Origin of the sequence: Nonomuraea sp. NPDC050536, from assembly GCF_044457685.1 — a bacterium.
Taxonomy (GTDB): Bacteria; Actinomycetota; Actinomycetes; order Streptosporangiales; family Streptosporangiaceae; genus Nonomuraea.
On sequence record NZ_JBITHD010000025.1, the window covers coordinates 71,663 to 89,849 of the forward strand.

At 70.4% G+C, this 18,187-nt stretch carries 17 protein-coding genes; 8 read left to right on the forward strand and 9 right to left on the reverse strand.

Annotated features, from left to right (window positions below):
• Positions 1-12 precede the first annotated feature (12 nt).
• Both ACIBHX_RS44625 and ACIBHX_RS44630 read right to left on the reverse strand, forming a co-directional pair.
• Positions 13-1,167, reverse strand: coding sequence for an alpha/beta hydrolase (locus ACIBHX_RS44625; RefSeq protein WP_397074093.1), 1,155 nt, complete (start codon positions 1,165-1,167; stop codon positions 13-15).
• A 126-nt stretch (positions 1,168-1,293) separates the two neighbouring features.
• Positions 1,294-3,060, reverse strand: a complete 1,767-nt coding sequence (locus ACIBHX_RS44630) for a glycoside hydrolase family 75 protein (RefSeq protein ID WP_397074095.1) — start codon at positions 3,058-3,060, stop codon at positions 1,294-1,296.
• Positions 3,061-3,277: 217 nt separating this feature from the next.
• Here ACIBHX_RS44630 and ACIBHX_RS44635 point away from each other — a divergent pair, with 217 nt between their 5' ends.
• The gene (locus ACIBHX_RS44635) at positions 3,278-4,252 is read left to right on the forward strand and encodes an acetylxylan esterase (RefSeq protein WP_397074097.1); all 975 of its coding nucleotides are present in this window, start codon (positions 3,278-3,280) and stop codon (positions 4,250-4,252) included.
• Positions 4,253-4,301: 49 nt separating this feature from the next.
• Here the strand turns inward: ACIBHX_RS44635 and ACIBHX_RS44640 are convergent, their stop codons facing one another.
• Together ACIBHX_RS44640 and ACIBHX_RS44645 are read right to left on the reverse strand one after the other, a co-directional pair.
• Positions 4,302-4,586 carry a HesB/IscA family protein gene (locus tag ACIBHX_RS44640; RefSeq protein ID WP_397074099.1) on the reverse strand — a complete coding sequence of 95 codons (285 nt, stop codon included), beginning with the start codon at positions 4,584-4,586 and terminating at the stop codon, positions 4,302-4,304.
• Positions 4,587-4,670: 84 nt separating this feature from the next.
• Positions 4,671-5,204, reverse strand: a complete 534-nt coding sequence (locus tag ACIBHX_RS44645) for a hypothetical protein (protein WP_397074101.1) — start codon at positions 5,202-5,204, stop codon at positions 4,671-4,673.
• A gap of 106 nt (positions 5,205-5,310) precedes the next feature.
• On the opposite strand from ACIBHX_RS44645, the gene ACIBHX_RS44650 reads away from it, so the two are divergent.
• Together ACIBHX_RS44650 and ACIBHX_RS44655 are read left to right on the forward strand one after the other, a co-directional pair.
• Positions 5,311-5,907, forward strand: coding sequence for a TetR/AcrR family transcriptional regulator (locus ACIBHX_RS44650; protein WP_397074102.1), 597 nt, complete (start codon positions 5,311-5,313; stop codon positions 5,905-5,907).
• Positions 5,904-6,401: a DUF6653 family protein gene (locus tag ACIBHX_RS44655; protein ID WP_397074103.1), complete on the forward strand. Its 498-nt coding sequence runs from the start codon at positions 5,904-5,906 to the stop codon at positions 6,399-6,401. The genes ACIBHX_RS44650 and ACIBHX_RS44655 overlap by 4 nt, the downstream gene beginning before the upstream one ends.
• Here the strand turns inward: ACIBHX_RS44655 and ACIBHX_RS44660 are convergent.
• From ACIBHX_RS44660 to kduI, 3 genes are read right to left on the reverse strand one after another with little or no spacing between them, the layout of a single operon-like run.
• Complete coding sequence (locus ACIBHX_RS44660; RefSeq protein ID WP_397074105.1) at positions 6,360-7,118, reverse strand: IclR family transcriptional regulator; 759 nt, start codon at positions 7,116-7,118, stop codon at positions 6,360-6,362. The genes ACIBHX_RS44655 and ACIBHX_RS44660 overlap by 42 nt on opposite strands.
• A 13-nt stretch (positions 7,119-7,131) precedes the next feature.
• Positions 7,132-7,845: an SDR family oxidoreductase gene (locus ACIBHX_RS44665; RefSeq protein ID WP_397074106.1), complete on the reverse strand. Its 714-nt coding sequence runs from the start codon at positions 7,843-7,845 to the stop codon at positions 7,132-7,134.
• Complete coding sequence (gene kduI / locus ACIBHX_RS44670; protein WP_397074107.1) at positions 7,845-8,651, reverse strand: 5-dehydro-4-deoxy-D-glucuronate isomerase; 807 nt, start codon at positions 8,649-8,651, stop codon at positions 7,845-7,847. Before kduI ends, ACIBHX_RS44665 begins: the two co-directional genes overlap by 1 nt.
• Positions 8,652-8,732: 81 nt before the next feature.
• On the opposite strand from kduI, the gene ACIBHX_RS44675 reads away from it, so the two are divergent.
• The 5 genes from ACIBHX_RS44675 (at position 8,733) to zwf (ending at position 16,799) form a co-directional block, all read left to right on the forward strand.
• Entirely contained in the window at positions 8,733-10,361 is a 1,629-nt protein-coding gene (locus ACIBHX_RS44675) for an L-lactate permease (RefSeq protein WP_397074108.1), read from the forward strand.
• Positions 10,362-10,381: 20 nt separating this feature from the next.
• Positions 10,382-12,256, forward strand: a complete 1,875-nt coding sequence (locus ACIBHX_RS44680; protein ID WP_397074110.1) for a primary-amine oxidase — start codon at positions 10,382-10,384, stop codon at positions 12,254-12,256.
• On the forward strand, positions 12,253-13,605 hold the full coding sequence (locus ACIBHX_RS44685) for an aminotransferase class V-fold PLP-dependent enzyme (protein WP_397074111.1): 1,353 nt from the start codon (positions 12,253-12,255) through the stop codon (positions 13,603-13,605). The genes ACIBHX_RS44680 and ACIBHX_RS44685 overlap by 4 nt, the downstream gene beginning before the upstream one ends.
• A 153-nt stretch (positions 13,606-13,758) precedes the next feature.
• Positions 13,759-15,426 carry a glucose-6-phosphate isomerase gene (pgi, locus tag ACIBHX_RS44690; RefSeq protein ID WP_397074112.1) on the forward strand — a complete coding sequence of 556 codons (1,668 nt, stop codon included), beginning with the start codon at positions 13,759-13,761 and terminating at the stop codon, positions 15,424-15,426.
• 2 nt (positions 15,427-15,428) lie between these two features.
• Positions 15,429-16,799: a glucose-6-phosphate dehydrogenase gene (zwf, locus tag ACIBHX_RS44695; RefSeq protein WP_397074114.1), complete on the forward strand. Its 1,371-nt coding sequence runs from the start codon at positions 15,429-15,431 to the stop codon at positions 16,797-16,799.
• Positions 16,800-16,815: 16 nt separating this feature from the next.
• Here the strand turns inward: zwf and ACIBHX_RS44700 are convergent, their stop codons facing one another.
• Together ACIBHX_RS44700 and ACIBHX_RS44705 are read right to left on the reverse strand one after the other, a co-directional pair.
• Positions 16,816-17,421: an HAD family hydrolase gene (locus ACIBHX_RS44700; RefSeq protein WP_397074115.1), complete on the reverse strand. Its 606-nt coding sequence runs from the start codon at positions 17,419-17,421 to the stop codon at positions 16,816-16,818.
• 4 nt (positions 17,422-17,425) lie between these two features.
• Positions 17,426-18,184: a DeoR/GlpR family DNA-binding transcription regulator gene (locus ACIBHX_RS44705; RefSeq protein ID WP_397074116.1), complete on the reverse strand. Its 759-nt coding sequence runs from the start codon at positions 18,182-18,184 to the stop codon at positions 17,426-17,428.
• Positions 18,185-18,187 lie beyond the last annotated feature (3 nt).

The following is an 18,187-nucleotide window of genomic DNA, read 5'->3' on the forward strand; positions in this document are numbered from 1 at the left end:
GCGTTCACATGGTCAGCGGGGGCCGATGAAGTCGGCGGGCGGGGTGTCGGTGGGGACGCCCCGGACGGGGTCGCCGAGGAGGAAGGCGCGGACGGCGCCGGTGCCGGGGGCGTAGGCGAGGACCGAGCCCGGCAGGGCGTGGCGGTATTCGAGGGCCGCCGACCAGCTCTCCTTGTCGCAGCGCCGCTTGACGATCAGGACCGGGGTCGTCACCTCCGCCAGCAGGTCCCGCACCTGGCCGGGCGGGCGGCTGGTGAGGCTCGCGTAGCCGCCGGGCCCCGAGGGGGTGGGCTCCGGGCAGCCGGGTCCCGCCACCTCGTGGCGCAGGCGCTCGTCCAGGCGGGCGTCGACCTCCGCGTCCCCGGCGAAGGCGTGCGCGGCCACCGGGTCGAGGCGCATCAGCGTGTAGACCGCCAGCTCCCTGGGCCTGGCCAGCTCCGCCGTGCCCGGCTGGAGAGCCGACAGCGCCGTGGCGGGCCCGCCGTCCAGCGCGGCAGGGGAGTCCAGGACGACGCGCGCCACCTGGTCCGGGTGGGCGGCCAGGTAGGCGGTGGCCAGGCGTGCCCCGTCTCCGTGGGCGATCAGCAGCATCCGCTTGGCGCCGATGGCCTGCCGTACCGACTCCAGATCCGAGACGTCCCTGGTCAGGCCATAGCGGCGCGGGTCGGCCAGGCGCTCGGAACGGCCCGAGCCGAGCCGGTCGTAGCCGTAGACCTGGAACCCCTCGCGCGTCAGCGGCAGGCCGAGCGTGGCCGCGGCCGTCACGCCGTCCACCACGACAACCGGGTCGGGGCGCGTCACCCGCTTGGGCGCGATCCGCACGTAGGCCAGCCGCGAGCCGGTGTCCAGGCGCCACTCGCGCTGCCCCGACACCGCGGGCGGCGGGGTGAACGCGCCGGGGTTCAGCGTCGCCTCGCTGACGTGCCACACGGCGAACGCCTCCACCCCGAGCACGGCCAGCGCCCGCAGCCATCGCCCCCACCCGGACCGCGGCCGTGGCACGCACAGCAGCAGGCCGAGGAAGAACACCGCACCGAACGCGGCCAGCCCGGTGATCGTGAAGACCCTCGGGTCCCTGCTCACCGTCGACATGCCGGCCAGCGCCGCCAGGCCAAGCACGGGCGACAGGGCCAGCACGCACACGCCGGCCGCGATGCGACCAGACATCCGTAACGCGCGCCCCGCAAGGGGACGAACAGCCTGCACCCGGCTGAAACTACCGCTTCTACCGCCCCGCAGACCCCGATTTCCCCACTCCCACGATGACCGGGAGTGGGGAAGCGGGGCAGGGGATCAGTTGTTGTTGATGAACTGCTGGGCCAGCTGCTGGCCGAGGGTGACGGCCTGGCCGTGGTTCTCGATGGTCGACACCTTCGTCCCGGAGCCGGTGAAGACGATGTAGGTGACGCCCGAGTCCGTGCCGCCGTTGCTCGGGTCGGGGTTGATGCCGAGGTCGGCGGCCGTCTTGTAGGACGCCTCGCCGATGATCCCGCTCGGCCCCGTATCACCCATCACGGCGTACTCCACCTGGCCGTTGTAGATCACCGCTATCACGGTCCCGCAGCCGATGCCCTTGGTGGTGTAGTTCCAGATGCTGCTGGTGCTCGGCACCACCACGTACGGCAGCTGCGCCGCGTTGAGCGGCGTGTCGGTGGTGGTGTGGCAGAACGTGTCGGGCTGGAAGCAGCAGTCCGTCTGCTCGTTGCACTGCGTGGTGCGGATGCCGTCGCAGTCGATGTCCATGTCGGCCTTCCAGAAGACCGCGCCGGTCTTGTTGCACACGGGCACCGTGGCCGTGCTGACGTCGGAGTCGGTCTTGTACTTGCCGTTGGAGATCTGGCTGCACGAGGTGACCTTGGCCAGCAGCTGGTCGGCCGTCGGGCCCCCGGTGCCGCCGCCGGTCGTGCCGGTCACCGAGGAGCTGTGGCCGGACTCGTTGCCCGCCGCGTCGAACGCCGTGACCGTGTAGGTGTGCGTCGAGTTCGCGGCCAGGCCGCTGATCGTGGCGCCCGCGGTCGGCGACGTCGCCACGACCGTGCTGCCCTCGTACACCTTGTAGCCCGCCACGCCCACGTTGTCGGTGGAGTCGGTCCAGGCCAGCGAGATGCTGGAGGCGCTGGTGCCGGTCACCCTGACGCCGGTCGGGATGGTGGGCGCCTGCCCGTCGGGGCCGCCGGAGCCGCTGACCGAGAGCCTGTCCACGTTGGGGCCGCCGTTGGCGCTGGTGGCGGTGGCGCGGATGGTGTTGACGCCGGCGTTCAGGTTGACGGTGACGTTGCCGTCGGCCCAGGTGTCCCAGCTGCCGGTGCCGGGGTAGGTGGGGCTGGCGGCCACGGTGCCGTTGACCGAGATGTCCATCGGCCTGGTGACGGTGGTGCCGTTGGCGTACCGGAGGGTCAGCGTGTGGGTGCCGGCGTCGGCCACGTTGACCTGCCACTCGATGTAGCCGCCGACGGTGTTGACGTAGTCGACGAACCCGGTCCCGGTGTAGCCGGTGTGGTTGGTGGCCACCATCGCCTGGTTCAGCGTCGCCGCCTCGGCCTGGTACTCGGTGGCGGGCGCGTCGGCCGTGGTGGCCTCGAGGTAGTCGAGGTTGGGGTTGCCGCCGGCGTTGGTGGCGGTGACGCGGATCTTGTTGTCACCGGCGTTCAGCGTGGCGGTGAGCGTGGAGGTGGCCCAGGTGTCCCAGTTCGCGGTGGTCCCGAACGACCGGTTGGCCGACACCACGCTGCCGTTGACGGAGACGTCGGCGGTGCGGGCACTGGTGGTGCCGTTGGCGTAGCGGATGGCGATCTGCGCGGTGCCCGCGGCTGCGGCGTGGACCGTCCATTCGGTGTACACGGCGGTGGCGTTGGTGCTGTTGACGAAGCCGGTGCCGGAGAAACCGGTGTGGTTGGACTCGACCACGCCCTGGACGATCGTGGCGTTCTCCGCCTCGTAGCGGATCGTGGCCGCCTGCGCGGGTAACGCGAAGAAGGCGCTGGTCACGAGGGAGACGACGGAGAGCAGGATCAGGACCAGGGGGGTGCGGCGTAAGCGCGCTCTGGCTGGAGGAAGCACGGCGGACCCTTCTGCCGGACTTTGTTAGGAAGCATTCCTAACAACTGGAGATGGGACCACTCCCGACATTTGCCGTCAAGTCTGTTAAGGGGCCCAATTATTGACATGTAGTGAGTTGGGAAAGGTCGGAGCGCTGTTCCAGCAGCTGGAGGGGGATAGCGCTTACCCCAGATCGTTGCTATGAAATATCGGGACCCACGACCTCTTGGAGTGTTCTGTGCCCCTGTTCGACCTGCCGCTTGAGCAGCTCCGCGCCTACCGTCCCGACCGCGACGAGCCCGCCGACTTCGACGACTTCTGGAGCAGGACCCTGACCGAGGCCCGCGCGATCGACGCCGCCCCGGCCTACACTCCCTTCGACCTGCCGCTGACCGCCGTGGACGTGTACGACGCCGCCTTCTCCGGGTGGGGTGGCGACCGGATCAACGGCTGGTTCATCGCGCCCCGCGGCGCGCAGGGGCCGCTGCCGACCGTGGTGCAGTACATCGGTTACAGCGGCGGCCGCGGCTTCCCGCACGACCACCTGGTGTGGCCGGCGGCCGGGTACGCCTACCTGATAGTCGAGACCCGCGGCCAGGGCGGCGGCAGCTTCGACAGCCCGGGCGCCACGGGGGACCCGCACGGCGGCTCGTCGGCCCAGACGGCCGGCATGATGACGCGCGGCATCCTCGACGAGAACGAGTACTACTACCGCCGTGTCTTCACCGACGCCGTCCGCGCGATCGACGCGGTGATGACCCACCCGCTGGTGGATCCCGAGCGGATCGTGGTCCACGGCGGCAGCCAGGGCGGCGGCATCGCCCAGGCCGTCGCCGGGCTCCATCCGGCGGTCAAGGCGGCGCTGGTCGACGTGCCGTTCCTGACCCACTTCCGCCGGGCAGTCGAGATCACCGACAGGGAGCCCTACCAGGAGCTCGTCCGCTACCTGTCGGCCAACAGGGCGGCCGAGGAGCGCGTCTTCCGCACGCTGTCCTACTTCGACGGCGTCAACTTCGCCGCCCGCGGCACGGCCGCCGCGCTCTACTCGGTGGGGCTCATGGACGCCGTCTGCCCGCCGTCCACGGTCTTCGCCGCCTACAACCACTGGCAGGGTCCCAAGGAGATCGCGGTCTACCCGTGGAACGAACACGAGGGCGGCAGCGGCTTCCACCGCGAGCAGGCGCTGCGCTACCTGTACAAGCTCTTCGCCTAGCAGCGGAAGGGTCCGGTACGGCACGCCGTACCGGACCCCTCGAAGTCGGTCAGGTCTGTTCGGTCACCAAGAAGGACACGCCTCCCTGGTCGTCGGCGCCCGCGTCGAGCGACTTGTCCTCCAGTACGGTTGCGGCGACAGGATCCAGGTAGACCCGGGCGCCCTCGGCCTCGACCACCTCGTCGGCCGGTTCCGGCCTGGGGGCGATCGACAGGGTCAGCGAGCTGGCGCCCTCGCCCTGTGCGGATATGCGTACCCCGCTCTGCGAGGGCTCGGGCGAGCCCGCTGTTAGATCGCGGATCGCCTGGGCGGCGTTGGCGGTCAGGGTGAGCACTAGGGCTCCTCCTCCCGTTTCGGCGTTCAGGAGTCGTCAGCCCTTCCCTGCTTTCCCGGACCCAATCCTCGACCCCGCGATTTTTTACGCGGGGTTGCACAGGCGGCAGCGGTCGGAGCAGAAGGTTTCTGTGGGCTCGTCGGAGACTTGGCGTCCGATCACGAGCGCGACCACTTCCCGGGCTCCGGCGGCGAGCAGAGCGGAGGCGGCTCTGCGGACATGGACCCCGGTGACGAACGTGTCGTCCACCAGCAGGACCGAGTGGTCGCGCACGAGCCCCCAGGCGGTGAGGTCGGGGCGCAGCGCAGGACGGTAGCGCGGGGCGAGCGCGGGAACCCTGCTGACCACGCCCACCAGCGGGTGCACCAGGGGTGCCGGACCGTCCCGGGTGCTCGGCACGGTGGTGACCAGCGTGAAGGGCCCGCCGAGGCAGTCCGCGTGCCGTTCGAGGAAACGTGACAGGAGCGCCGCGAGCGCCGCGGCACACTCGCCGCGCACGGCGGGCGAGGGATCGTCCTTGTAGCGGCGCAGATCGTCGGCCAACCGGTCGCCGGTGCGGAAGAGCGCGATCGGGACCACCCGGCACAGCTCCGTCAGCACATCTTCCAGGGTGGGCATGCCGTTCCCTGCCCCGTCAAGGGCGTGCACGGCACTGTCACGTGCATAGCGTGGAGGCCATGCTAGGCTATGACTGAATATCCAAGCTAGTCATAGAGGTATAGGCATGGCCGTGGCATTCTCCGCGGAGGATCGTGCCCGCATCAGGGGCGAGCTGGTGGTGACTGGCGAGAAGCTGTTCGCCACGCAGGGGCTGAAGAAGACCTCGCTCGACGAGCTGGTCGCCCCCTCCGGCATCGCGAAGGGCAGTTTCTATGCCTTCTTCGAGTCCAAGGAGGCGCTGTACGCCGAGGTGATGGTGGCGCGCGCCCCCATGCTCGGCGAGCGCCTGACCGCCGCGCTCGACCGTCCGCCGGGGCCTGACGCCCTGGCCGGGATCATGCGGGGGATGGTCGAGCTGCTCGGCGCCGACCCGTTCTACAGAAGGCTCATGGAACGGCCGGACGAGCTGGAAGCGGTGACCAGGCGCGTCGGCCCCGAGGAGATCGCCCGGGTCACCCCGCACCTGGTCACGCCGCTGATGGACTACCTGGCCGCGGGGCAGCGGGCGGGCGTGTTCACCGCCGACGTGCCACCGCAGACCCTGATCGGCGTCCTGCGGACGGCGGGTCTGCTGGTGATCAACCGCGACAGGTTCGGCGAGGACTACGAGCAGGTGCTCGAGACCACGATCACGGCTCTGGCGAAAGGGCTGCTGTCATGAAATTTCTGGACAAGTATGCGTCTGCGGCGGGTATGACCGACGAGGCGTGGAAGCGTCACGCCAATCCCTGGAGCGTCTGGACCAGGTTCGCCGCCATCCCGGCGATGATCCTGGCCATCTGGAGCAGGACCTGGATCGGCTGGTGGGCCCTGGCCGCGGTGGCGCTGGTGATCGTCTGGCTGGTGGTCAACCCGCACGCCTTCCGCGCGATCGAGCACCCCGGCAGCTGGACCGCCCGCGGCATCTACGGCGAGAAGCTCTGGCTGAAGGACAGATCGCTGGTCAAGGGCGATCACCGCAAGGTCCAGCGCCTGCTCGTCACGGTCGGCTCGGCCGGGTTCGTGCTGCTCGCCTACGGCCTGATCGCCCTGCAGGTCTGGCCGACCGTCTTCGGCGCCACGCTGGTCATCCTCGGCCAGCTGTGGCGCATCGACCGGCTGGGCCAGCTGTACCTAGCGAGCCAGCAGCTCGACCGGGGCGCCCAGGGTCAGTGACACCTCACGGGCCGTGCCCGCCACCAGCGGGCCCAGCTCCTCGGCGTCGGCCACCGACAGCTCGTGGGTCAGCGTCGAGATGCTCACCCCGGCCACGACGTGCCCGTTGTGGTCGAACACGGCGGCGCCCACGCACCTGATGCCCGCCTCGTTCTCCTCGTCGTCGATGGCGAAGCCGCGCTCCCTGACCATCGCCAGGTGGCGCCGGAGCGCGGCCTGCGAGGTGATCGTGCCGGGCGTGCGCCTGGTCAGCCCGGTGCGCGAGGTGATGCCCGCCACCTCCTCCTCGGACATCGCGGCCAGCATCGCCTTGCCGATCGCGCTGGAGTGCAGCCACAGCGACATGCCCACCCGCGAGGGCATCTGGTACGGCTTGCGGCCCTCCAGCTTGGCCGCGTACACCGCCTCGTCGCCGTTGAGCACCGCGAAGTGCACCGTGTAGCCCGTCTGGTCGTGCAGGCGTTGCAGCACCGGCGAGGCCTGCCGTACCGGATCGAAGCGGGCCAGCATGCGGCCCGCCAGCGTCAGGATCTTCGGACCCGGCAGGTAGCCGCCGCCGCCGTCGGGCCTGGCGAAGCCGTGCTCGGCCAGCGACTGCAGGATGCGGTGCGTGGTCGACTTGGGCAGGCCGGTCACCTGGGAGATCTTGGTGACGCTCTCGTGCTCCGCGAGTGCCTCGAGCACCCACAGGGCCTTGTCGATGGCGCTGCTGGTCACTGGCTCATCATAGTTAGCGCGCCAGCCACCCGCCGTCCACGACCAGGACGTGCCCGGTCACGTAGTCGGAGGCGGGCGAGGCCAGGAACACCGCGGCGCCCGCCAGGTCCTCCGGCGCGCCCCAGCGGCCGGCCGGGATCCTGCCGGTGATCTCCTTCTCGCGCACCGGGTCCTCCTGCAGCGCCCTGGTCACGTCCGTGCTGATGTAGCCGGGCGCGATGGCGTTGACCTGGGCGCCGTGCGGCGCCCACTCGTTGGACAGCGCCTTGGTCAGCCCGGCGACCGCGTGCTTGGCGGCGGCGTAGGAGGTCACGTTGACGCCGCCCTGGAACGACAGCAGCGACGCGATCGAGATCACCTTGGTCGCGCCCCGCTCGAGCAGGCTCTGGCTGAGCAGGTAGACGGCGTCCAGATTGACCGCCAGCACCCGCCGCCAGTCCGCCAGGCTGGTCGAGCCGCGCGCGATCGTGCCCGCGTTGTTGATGAGGATGTCGGCCTTCAGGCCCGCCACCGCTCCGGCGATCTCGCCGGTCCGCGACAGGTCGAGCACCAGCCTGCTCGCCGCGCGGCCGTGCGCCTTGACCTCGCGCTCGGTCTCGTCGAGGTCGTCGTGGTGGCCGTGCAGGATCAGGTCGGCCCCTGCCCTCGCGAGGCCGACCGCGATCGCCCTGCCGATGCCCGCGCGCGCCCCCGTCACCAGCGCGGTCCGGCCCTCCAGCGAGAACATCACCGCATCTCGCCGATCGGGACCTGGTCCATGTCGTCGAAGGCCTGGTTCTCGCCGGCCATCGCCCACACGAAGGCGTAGCTGCGGGTGCCGAACCCGCAGTGCACCGACCAGCTCGGCGAGATCACCGCCTGCTCGTTGGCGACCACCAGGTTGCGCGTCTCGTCCGGGCGGCCCATCAGGTGGATCACCCGCTCCTCGGCCGGCAGGTCGAAGTAGAGGTACACCTCGGTGCGGCGGTCATGGGTGTGGCACGGCATCGTGTTCCACATGCTGCCGGGCTCGAGCACGGTCACCCCCATGACGAGCTGGCAGCTGCGGATGCCGTCCAGGTGGACGTACTTGTAGATCGTCCGGTCGTTCGAGCCCTCCCGCGCGCCCAGCCTGACGGGCTCGACGTCCTTCAGCCGGGCGTGCGTGGTGGGATGACGCTCGTGGGCGGGCGCGGAGACCAGGTAGAACGTGCCGCCCTCGAACGTGACGTCCTCGGCGCCCATCCCCACGTACAGGCAGTCCTTCCTGTCCATCTCGTACGGCGTGCCGTCCACCGTGACGACCCCCGGATCGCCGATGTTGACGACCCCCAGCTCCCGCCTTTCCAGGAAGTGCCGGCTCCGTAAGGGATCGAAGGCGGCGAGCCGGGACCTGGTGACCGGCTTGACCCCGGCCACGATCATGCGGTCCTGGTGGGTGTAGACGCCGTCCACCTCGGGCCCGAACAGGCCCTCCACCAGATACCTCTGCCGGAGCTCCGCAGTGTCGAAGTACCGGATCTGGTCGGGCGCCGTGGCATGCCGTACTTCCATCTCTTCCCTCCGGTCGTTCCGCGTCCTACGATCCTAAACACGGAACGCCGTTCTATCCAATGGAACACCGGGAGGCCCGCGGTGTATCACCAGAACTTCAATCCCACCGGATCGTTAGGCCTGTCGGCCCTGCTAGCGGCGCTGCCGCTGCTGACCGTGCTGCTGCTGCTCGGCGTCTTCAAGTGGAAGGCGCACTGGGCGGGCCTGTCGGGCCTGGTGGTCGGCATGCTGATCGCGATCCTGCCCTTCGCCTACGCCATGCCGATCGGGCAGGCACTGGACTCGGCCCTGTTCGGCGCGGCCAGGGCGGTGCTGCTGATCCTGTGGATCACCTTCAACGCCATCTGGATCTACAAGATGACCGAGCGGAGCGGCCACTTCGCCGTGCTGCGCCGGGCCTTCGCCGGCATCAGCGACGACAAGCGGATCGCCGCCATCGTCATCGCCTTCTCCTTCGGCGCGCTGCTCGAGGCGCTGGCCGGAGGCGGCTCGCCGATCGCCATCTGCGCGGTCATGCTGATCGCCGTCGGCTTCGAGCCGATCAGGGCGGCCGTGCTGGCGCTCATCGCCAACACCGCGCCCGTCGCCTTCGGTGGCATGGGCAACCCGATCACGATCCTGGGCAGCGTGACCGGCCTGCCGCCCGAGCCGTTCGGCGCGATGGCCGGGCGCCAAGTTGCCTTCATCGCGCTGCTGGTGCCGTTCGTGCTGGTGTTCGTCGCCGACGGGCGGCGGGGGCTGCGGCAGGCCTGGCCGGCCGCGCTGGTCGCGGGCGTCAGCTTCGGCGCTACGCAGATCCTGTTCTCGCAGTTCAACTACAAGCTCACCGACATCGCCGCCGCGCTGGTCTCGGCCGTCGTGCTGGTCGCCTTCGGCAAGGTGTGGAAGCCGGTCGAGACGGTCGGCGCGGTCCCCACGATCGCCGGCGGCTCGGTCGACGACCCGGTCTTCGTGCGGACCCACGGCAGGCCCGGCGGCGACTCCACGCGCGACAAGGTCGTGGCCTTCCTGCCCTACGGGTACGTGATCGTGCTGTTCTCGCTGGCCCAGATCCCCGCGATCAAGGCCGTGCTGGACAAGGCGCTGGTCAAGCCGGTCTGGCCGGGCCTGCACCTGGTCAACCCGGCGGGCAAGCCGGTCGTGGTCACCTACGACCTGCCGTGGGCCTCGCACCCGGGCACGCTGCTGTTCGTGGCGGGCCTGCTGACCGCGCTGACGCTCTGGACGAACCCGATCAAGGCCTACGCCGCCACGATCCGGCAGTTCGGCTGGGCGATCGTGACGATCCTCGCGGTGTTCGCGCTGGCCTTCGTCATGCAGTACTCCGGCCAGATCCAGACCCTGGGCCTGCTCCTGGCCGGCGCGGGGGCCTTCTTCGCGTTCCTGTCGCCGATCGTCGGCTGGTTCGGCGTGGCGATCACGGGCACGGACGCGGGCGCCAACGCGCTGATGGCCAAACTGCAGACGACGGCGGCCGGGCAGCTCAACCTCCCGCCGGAGCTGTTCGGCGCGGCCAACAGCGCGGGCGGCGTCATGGGCAAGATGATCTCCCCGCAGAACCTGGCCATCGGCACGGCCGCCGTCGGCCTGGTGGGGGAGGAGGGCACGCTGTTCCGCCGGGTGATCGGCTGGAGCGCCGTGCTGCTGCTCGTGCTGTGCGTGCTGGTGTTCCTGCAGTCGACCCCGGTTCTGGGCTGGCTCGTGCCCTAGCCCCGGATCATGATGGGGAGATGACGCCTCATCCGTTAGCGCTGCTTTCCGCCGACGAGATCAGTACGGCGCGCGCCGTCCTCGAGGCGGCCGGACACCTCGGGCCAGACGTACGTTTCGCCTATCTCGGGCCCGAGGAGCCCGCCAAGGCCGAGTTGCTCGCCGGTGAGCCGGTGGACCGCCGTGTCAGGGTGGTGCTGCTCGACAGCAAGGACGGCTCCTCCAGCCAGGCCGTCGTCTCGGTCACCCGGGGCCTCGTCGAGCACGCCGAGCGGCTCGACCCGGCCGTGTCGGGTCAGCCGCCCATCATGGTCTCGGAGTTCGCGGCCGTGCAGGAGATCGTGGACGCCGACGAGGCCTGGGCCAAGGCGCTGGCCCGGCGCGGCCTGACCACCGCCACCGTGCGCGCCTTGCCGTTGTCGGCGGGCAACTACGGCTTCCCCGACGAGACCGGGCGGCGGATCATCCGCAGCTTCGCCTTCCACCAGGAGCACGAGGGCGACCACCCGTGGGCCCACCCGGTCGACGGGCTGGTGGCCTACGTCGACCTGACCGGGCGCAGCGTGCTCACCGTGATCGACGAGGAGGTCGTGCCGGTGCCCCAGGAGCCCGGCAACTTCCACGAGCACCCGCGGCGGCGCACCACGCAACGCCCCATCGCGATCACCCAGCCCGACGGTCCCAGCTTCACCGTCGAGGACGGCGTCGTGCGCTGGGAGAACTGGACGCTGCGCGTCGGCTTCAACGTGCGCGAGGGCCTGACCCTGCACCAGATCTCCTTCCGCGACCCCGACCAGGACCGCGACCGATCGGTGATCCACCGGGCCTCGATCGCCGAGATGGTCGTGCCCTACGCCGACCCGTCACCCGACCGGTTCTGGCAGAACTACTTCGACCAGGGCGAGTACCTGTTCGGCGCGTTCGCCAACTCGCTGCACCACGGCTGCGACTGCCTGGGCGAGATCCACTACACCGACGTCGTGGTCGCCGACGAGCACGGCGAGCCGCGCACGATCGAGAACGCGATCTGCCTGCACGAGGAGGACTTCGGCGTGCTGTGGAAGCACTCCGACCTCTACACCGGGGTCAGCGAGACCCGCAGGCAGCGCCGTCTGGTCGTGTCGTACTTCACCACGGCGGGCAACTACGACTACGGCTTCTACTGGTACTTCTTCCTCGACGGCACGATCGCCTGCGAGGTCAAGGCCACCGGGGTGCTGTCCACTTCCGGCTACCGGGAGGCGGGCAGGCCGTACGCCGCCGAGGTGGCTCCGGGGCTGGGCGCGCCGTACCACCAGCACCTGTTCTCCGCGCGCCTGGACATGGCGGTCGACGGGCAGCGCAACGCGGTGGACGAACTGGACGCCGTCCGCGTGCCCCGGGGCGAGGGCAACCCGTACGGCAACGCGTTCACCAGGAAGGCGACCCGGCTGAGCAGCGAGCTGGAGGCCAGGCGCGACGCAGACAGGAGCGTGGCGCGGGTGTGGCGGGTGGTCAATCCCGAGGTGACCAACCGCCTCGGGCAGCCGGTCGGATACGCGCTCGTGCCGGAGGGGCTGCCGGCACTGCTGGCCGACCCGTCCTCCTCGATCGCCTCCAGGGCCGCCTTCGCCGCCCACCACCTGTGGGTCACCCGGCACGCCGACGACGAGCGCTTCCCGGCCGGCGACCTGCCCAACCAGCATCCCGGCGGGGCCGGGCTGCCCGCGTGGACGGCGGGCGACCGCGGCGTCGACGGCGAGGACATCGTGCTGTGGCACACCTTCGGCCTGACCCACTTCCCGCGGCCGGAGGACTGGCCGGTCATGCCGGTCGAGCACACCGGGTTCACGCTGCGGCCGGTCGGCTTCTTCGACCGCAACCCCACGCTGGACGTCCCGGGGAGCGCGCATTGACTCCGGAAGAGTTCCGCGAGTACGGCAAGCAGGCCGTCGACTGGATCGCGGACTACCTCGCCAACATCGAGAAGTATCCGGTCCTGTCGCAGGTGAGCCCGGGTGACGTCACCCGGGCCCTGCCCGACACCCCGCCCGAGCAGGGCGAGCCGTTCGCGGACGTGCTGGCCGACCTCGAGCGGGTCATCCTGCCGGGCGTCACCCACTGGCAGCATCCAGCCTTCTTCGCCTACTTCCCGTCCAACGCCAGCGGCCCCGGCATCCTCGGCGACCTGCTGTCCAGCGGCCTGGGCGTGCAGGGCATGCTCTGGGCGACCAGCCCCGCCTGCACCGAGCTCGAGACCGTGGTCGTCGGCTGGCTGGCCAGGCTGCTCGGCTTACCCGGCGGCTTCCAGGGTGTCATCCAGGACTCCGCCTCCAGCGCCGGCCTGATCGCATTGCTGGCCGCGCTGCAGCGGGCGGGCCGCGACGGGGCCCGCGTCTACCTCACCTCCGAGACCCACTCCTCGCTGGCCAAGGCGGCCAGGATCGCCGGGCTCGGCGCCGAGGCGGTCCGCATGGTGGCCGTCGACCGGGACACGCTGGCCATGAACCCGGCCGACCTGGAACGGCTGATGGCCGAGGACGTGGCGGCGGGGCTGACACCCGCGCTGGTGTGTGCCACGGTCGGCACCACCTCGACCACCGCGGTCGACCCGGTCCCCGCCATCGGGCGGCTGTGCCGCCGCCACGGCGCCTGGCTGCACGTGGACGCCGCCTACGCCGGCGTGGCGGCCGTCTGCCCGGAGTTCGCCTGGATCAACGACGGCGTGGCCGAGTACGCCGACTCCTACTGCACCAACCCGCACAAGTGGCTGCTGACCAACTTCGACTGCGACGTGCTCTGGCTGGCCGACACCGCCCCGATGATCGAGGCCCTGTCGATCCAGCCCGAGTACCTGCGCAACAGGGCCAGCGGCTCGGGCGCCGTGATCGACTACCGCGACTGGCAGGTGCCGCTCGGCCGCCGCTTCCGCGCGCTGAAGCTGTGGACCGTCATCCGCTGGTACGGCAGGCAGGGCCTGCAGGCGCACATCCGCAACCACGTCGACCTGGCACAGCGCTTCGCCGCCTGGGTGGCGCAGGACCCGGCCTTCGAGGTCCACGACGCGCACCCGTTCGGCCTGGTCTGCTTCCGCCCCCGGCAGGGCGACCCGCTGGAGCTGATGGAACGGCTCAACGCGAGCGGCGCCCTCTACCTCACCCACACCAAGATCGGCGACCGGGTGTGGCTGCGCATGGCCATCGGCGGCACCTACACCGAGCTCAGGCACGTGCGCGCGGCCTGGGAGAGGATCCGTGCCGGCTGAGGTCGTGATCAGGCGGGCCCGCCGACGTAATAGTGATTTACGGCTGATTATGCATGTGTGTCCTGATATGGGTGGTTGAGGGGGGTCCTGGAGTGCGCAAAGAGTCTGCTGCGGCGCGCACGGAAACAACCTGAACGGGTACTCGGTTACGGGATGATTGTGATCGGTTTGACGGCCCGAGGAGGAAACGTGAGCGGCGACATCACCCAGAGCCAGGAATGGGCGGCTCTGGCCAAGCACCACGAGGAGCTGGCGGGCAGGACGCTGCGGGAGCTGTTCGCGGAGGACCCGGGCCGGGCGACCCGGATGGCCGCCACCGGCGGCGACCTCTACCTCGACTACTCCAAGCACCGGGCCACCGCCGAGACGCTCGACCTGCTGGTACGGCTGGCCGAGCGGGCCGGGCTGCGTGATCGCATCGAGGCGATGTTCACCGGCGAGCACATCAACGTCAGCGAGAACCGGGCGGTGCTCCACGTCGCGCTGCGCATGCCGGCCGAGGCCAAGCTCGTGGTCGACGGGCAGGACGTCGTCGCGGATGTGCACGCCGTACTGGACAAGATGAGCGACTTCGCGCAGCGCGTGCGCACACAGCAGTGGCGCGGAGCGACCGGCGAGCCGATCAGGACGGTCGTCAACATCGGCATCGGCGGCTCCGACCTGGGGCCCGCGATGGCCTACGAGGCGCTGCGCGACTACGCCGACGCGGGGATCACGGCGCGCTTCGTCTCCAACATCGACCCGGCCGACATCACCGGCAACCTCGCCGACCTCGACCCGGCCACCACGCTCGTCGTGGTCAGCTCCAAGACGTTCACCACCCTGGAGACGCTGACCAACGCCCGGGTGGCGCGCGAATGGCTGGTCGGCGCGCTGGGCGAGGACGCGGTCTCCAAGCACTTCGTGGCCGTGTCGACCAACGCCGAGAAGGTCGCCGAGTTCGGCATCGACACCGCCAACATGTTCGGCTTCTGGGACTGGGTGGGCGGCCGCTACTCCTACGACGGCGCCATCGGGCTCTCCCTGATGATCGCGATCGGGCCGGAGCGGTTCCGCGAGATGCTCGCCGGGTTCCACGCGATCGACGAGCACTTCCGCACCACGCCGTTCGCCTCGAACCTGCCGGTGCTGATGGGCCTGCTCGGCATCTGGTACAACGACTTCTTCGGCGCGCAGACCAGGGCCGTGCTGCCCTACAGTCAGCGGCTGCACCGCTTCCCCGCCTACCTGCAGCAGCTGACGATGGAGTCCAACGGCAAGTCCGTGCGGGCCGACGGCGCGCCCGTGACCACCGACACCGGCGAGATCTTCTGGGGCGAGCCGGGCACCAACGGGCAGCACGCCTTCTACCAGCTGCTGCACCAGGGCACGCGGCTCGTGCCCGCCGACTTCATCGGCTTCGCCGAGCCCTTCGAGGACCGTGAGGGCATGCAGGACCTGCTCACGGCGAACCTGCTGGCCCAGACCTCCGCGCTGGCCTTCGGCAAGACCGCCGAGGAGATCGCCGCCGAGGGGACCTCCGCCGCCGTCGTGCCGCACAAGGTCATGCCGGGCAACCGGCCCAGTTCGACGATCCTGGCGCCCAAGCTGACGCCCTATACGCTGGGAGAACTGGTCGCGCTCTACGAGCACACGGTGTTCGTGGAGGGGACGATCTGGGGGATCGACTCCTTCGACCAGTGGGGGGTCGAGCTGGGCAAGAAGATGGCGCTGGACCTGGCTCCCGTGCTGACGTCCGAGGAGCCGCCCGAGTCCTTCCCGGACGCGTCCACCGAGCAGCTGGTCCGGAAATATCGTGAACTGCGGGGAAGGCGGGTCTGATCATGGGAGACGCGGGGGCGCTGGTCCTGTTCGGGATCACGGGCGACCTGGCCCACAAGATGCTGCTGCCTGCGCTCTACCGGCTGACCGCCGACGGGGTGCTCGACCTGCCGATCATCGGCGTCGCCAAGACCGACCTGGACAAGGATGCTCTCATCGAGCAGGCCCGTACGGCGTGCGGGAACGTCTCCGACCCCGGGTTCGACAAGCTGGCCTCGAACCTGCGGCTCGTGGCGGGCGACTACCAGGATCCGGGGACCTTCGAGCGGCTACGCGATGAGGTCTCCGGGCTCGGGCCGCTGGTGCACTATCTGGCGGTGCCGCCGTCCCTGTTCGCGGTCGTGGCCTCGGGGCTGGCCTCGGCCGGGCTCAACCAGGACGCCAGGCTCGTGGTCGAGAAGCCCTTCGGCCACCACCTGGCCTCGGCCAGGGAGCTCAACGCCGAGCTGCTGAAGTACTTCGACGAGGACCACCTGCGCCGCGTCGACCACTTCCTCGGCAAGGAGCCCGTGGAGGACCTGCTCGTCTTCCGCTTCTCCAACACGATGATCGAACCCATCTGGAACCGGCACTTCGTGCGCAGCGTCCAGATCACCATGGCCGAGGACTTCGACGTCGCCGACCGGGGCGCCTTCTACGACGCCAACGGCACCGTGCGGGACGTCGTGCAGAACCACCTGCTGCAGGTCCTGGCGTTCCTGGCGATGGACGCGCCGCCCTCCAAGGACGCCCGCGCCCAGATCGACGAGAAGTGGCGGGTGCTGCGGGCCGTCAAGCAGATCGACCCCGACGACGTCGTGCGCGGGCAGTACGAGGGCTACCTGGACACCCATGGCGTCAAGCCCGGCTCGACCACGGAGACCTACGTGGCGCTGCGGGCCTACGTCGACAACTGGCGGTGGGCGGGGGTGCCCTTCTGTATCCGCTCGGGCAAGAATCTGCCGACGACGGACCTGGAGATCGTGGCCGAGCTGCGCAAGCCGCCGGTCACCTACTTCAAGGGGGCGGAGAAGGCGTCGCCCGCGCACAACCTGATCCGCTTCCGCCTGCAGCCAGACGCCGGGGTGACCTTCGACCTCCTGGCCAAGGAACCGGGCAAGGACCGGACGCGGCCTGTGCCGGTCAGCGTCGACTTCACCAAGGTCCTCGGCCCGCTGGAGGCGGCCTACCAGCGCATCCTCGCCGACGCGGTCAGCGGCGACCCGCGCAGGTTCGTCCGCTACGACCTGGTGGAGGAGTCCTGGCGCATCGTCGCCCCCATCCTCGATCTCCCGGACCGCCCCCTGCCCTACGCGCCCGGCACCTGGGGTCCCCAGGCGGCGGAAAAGATCGCGCCCGGCGGCTGGCACGAGATCTCCACCACCTTCGAGTAGCCCGCCTCCGCAGCTGTCAGAGGTTGAGGGTGGTGGCCAGGTGCGGGGCGTCGGTGAAGAGGTGCGTGCGCAGGCCGATCGACTGGGCGGCGTCGATGTTGTCCTGGCGGTCGTCCACGAACAGGATCCGGTCGGCGGGGACGGCGAGGGCGTCGCGGCACCAGAGGTAGGCGTCGCGGGAGGGTTTGGCGTGTCCGATGCGGCAGGAGAAGGCGCGGGGGTCGAAGTGGCCCATCCAGGGGTGGTGGGCCTCGTAGTGGGCCGCCAGGTCCTCGGGGATGTTGGACAGGAGGGCGAGGCGGCGGCCGGAGGCGGCGAGCTTGTCGATGAGCGCGACCATGGCGTCGTCCACGTCGTCCCAGCTCGCGATGTCGGCGGCGATGAGGGCGTCCACGCGGGCGGGGGAGAAGCGCGTGCCGAGCGCATCGCCCACCTGGTCCCAGTACTCGTGCCCGGTGACCTGGCCGCGGTCGTACGGCGGGCGGAGCGACCAGTAGGCGTCCCAGAAACCGCCCCCGGAGCCATCCGTGACGCCGGCCGTACGGCACAGATGGTCCTTGCTCTCGGGCGACTGGTTGCGGGCGATGACGCCGAACAGGTCGAAGAGGATCGAGTCCGTCATGTGGTCATACCTTTCGTACGGTGACCCCGGCCGCCCGCAGCGCGTCGACCTCGGAGTCGGGGGCGGCCTGGTCCGTGACGATCGCGTGCAGCGCCGAGATCGGGGCGACGAACGCGAGAGCCGTACGGGAGAACTTGGCGCCGTCGGCGACCGCGATGACGCGGCGGGCGGAGGCGATCGCCGCGCGCTTGATCGCGCTGTCGGCCAGGTCGTGGGAGGTCATGCCGTCGGCGGCGGTCAGCCCGCAGCAGCCGAGCACGGCCGTGTCGAAGCGCAGCGCGCCGAGCGAGGCCTGGGTCAGCGGCCCCGTCAGGGCCAGCTCGCCCGGCCGGGGCTGGCCGCCGGGGACCAGGAGCGTGAGCCGGGGGCCGCCGGTCAGCGCGTTGACGGCGTGCAGCGACAGCGGCATCACGGTCAACCGGCGGTCGTGGAGGGCGCGGGCGACCTCGAGGCACGTGGTGCCGCTGTCGATGACGACCGACTCGCCGTCGGCGATCAGCTCGGCGACCTCCGCGGCGATCCTGCGCTTGGCCTCGGTGTTCTCGCCCGCCCGCCAGGCGAACGGCGGCTCCTGGCCGCGCAGCAGCACGCTCCTGGCGCCGCCCCGATACCGCTCCAGGACGCCCTGCTCGGCCAGGATCTCCAGGTCACGCCGGATCGTCATCTCCGAGGCGCCGGTCAGCTCGGCGAGCTCTCCCACGCCCAGCTGCCCTGCCTCGCGAACGGCGTCCCTGATCAGCCGCATCCGCTCGGTGCTCACCATGCC

Bases quoted from the DNA above. Each gene is read 5' to 3' on its own strand.
- ACIBHX_RS44705 (WP_397074116.1), bottom strand. From the start codon at position 18,184: ATGGTGAGCACCGAGCGGATGCGGCTGATCAGGGACGCCGTTCGCGAG.
- ACIBHX_RS44665 (WP_397074106.1), bottom strand. From the start codon at position 7,845: ATGTTCTCGCTGGAGGGCCGGACCGCGCTGGTGACGGGGGCGCGCGCG.
- pgi (WP_397074112.1), top strand. From the start codon at position 13,759: ATGATTGTGATCGGTTTGACGGCCCGAGGAGGAAACGTGAGCGGCGAC.
- ACIBHX_RS44625 (WP_397074093.1), bottom strand. From the start codon at position 1,167: ATGTCTGGTCGCATCGCGGCCGGCGTGTGCGTGCTGGCCCTGTCGCCC.
- ACIBHX_RS44650 (WP_397074102.1), top strand. From the start codon at position 5,311: ATGGCCGTGGCATTCTCCGCGGAGGATCGTGCCCGCATCAGGGGCGAG.
- kduI (WP_397074107.1), bottom strand. From the start codon at position 8,651: ATGGAAGTACGGCATGCCACGGCGCCCGACCAGATCCGGTACTTCGAC.
- zwf (WP_397074114.1), top strand. From the start codon at position 15,429: ATGGGAGACGCGGGGGCGCTGGTCCTGTTCGGGATCACGGGCGACCTG.
- ACIBHX_RS44700 (WP_397074115.1), bottom strand. From the start codon at position 17,421: ATGACGGACTCGATCCTCTTCGACCTGTTCGGCGTCATCGCCCGCAAC.
- ACIBHX_RS44655 (WP_397074103.1), top strand. From the start codon at position 5,904: ATGAAATTTCTGGACAAGTATGCGTCTGCGGCGGGTATGACCGACGAG.
- ACIBHX_RS44645 (WP_397074101.1), bottom strand. From the start codon at position 5,204: ATGCCCACCCTGGAAGATGTGCTGACGGAGCTGTGCCGGGTGGTCCCG.
- ACIBHX_RS44680 (WP_397074110.1), top strand. From the start codon at position 10,382: ATGACGCCTCATCCGTTAGCGCTGCTTTCCGCCGACGAGATCAGTACG.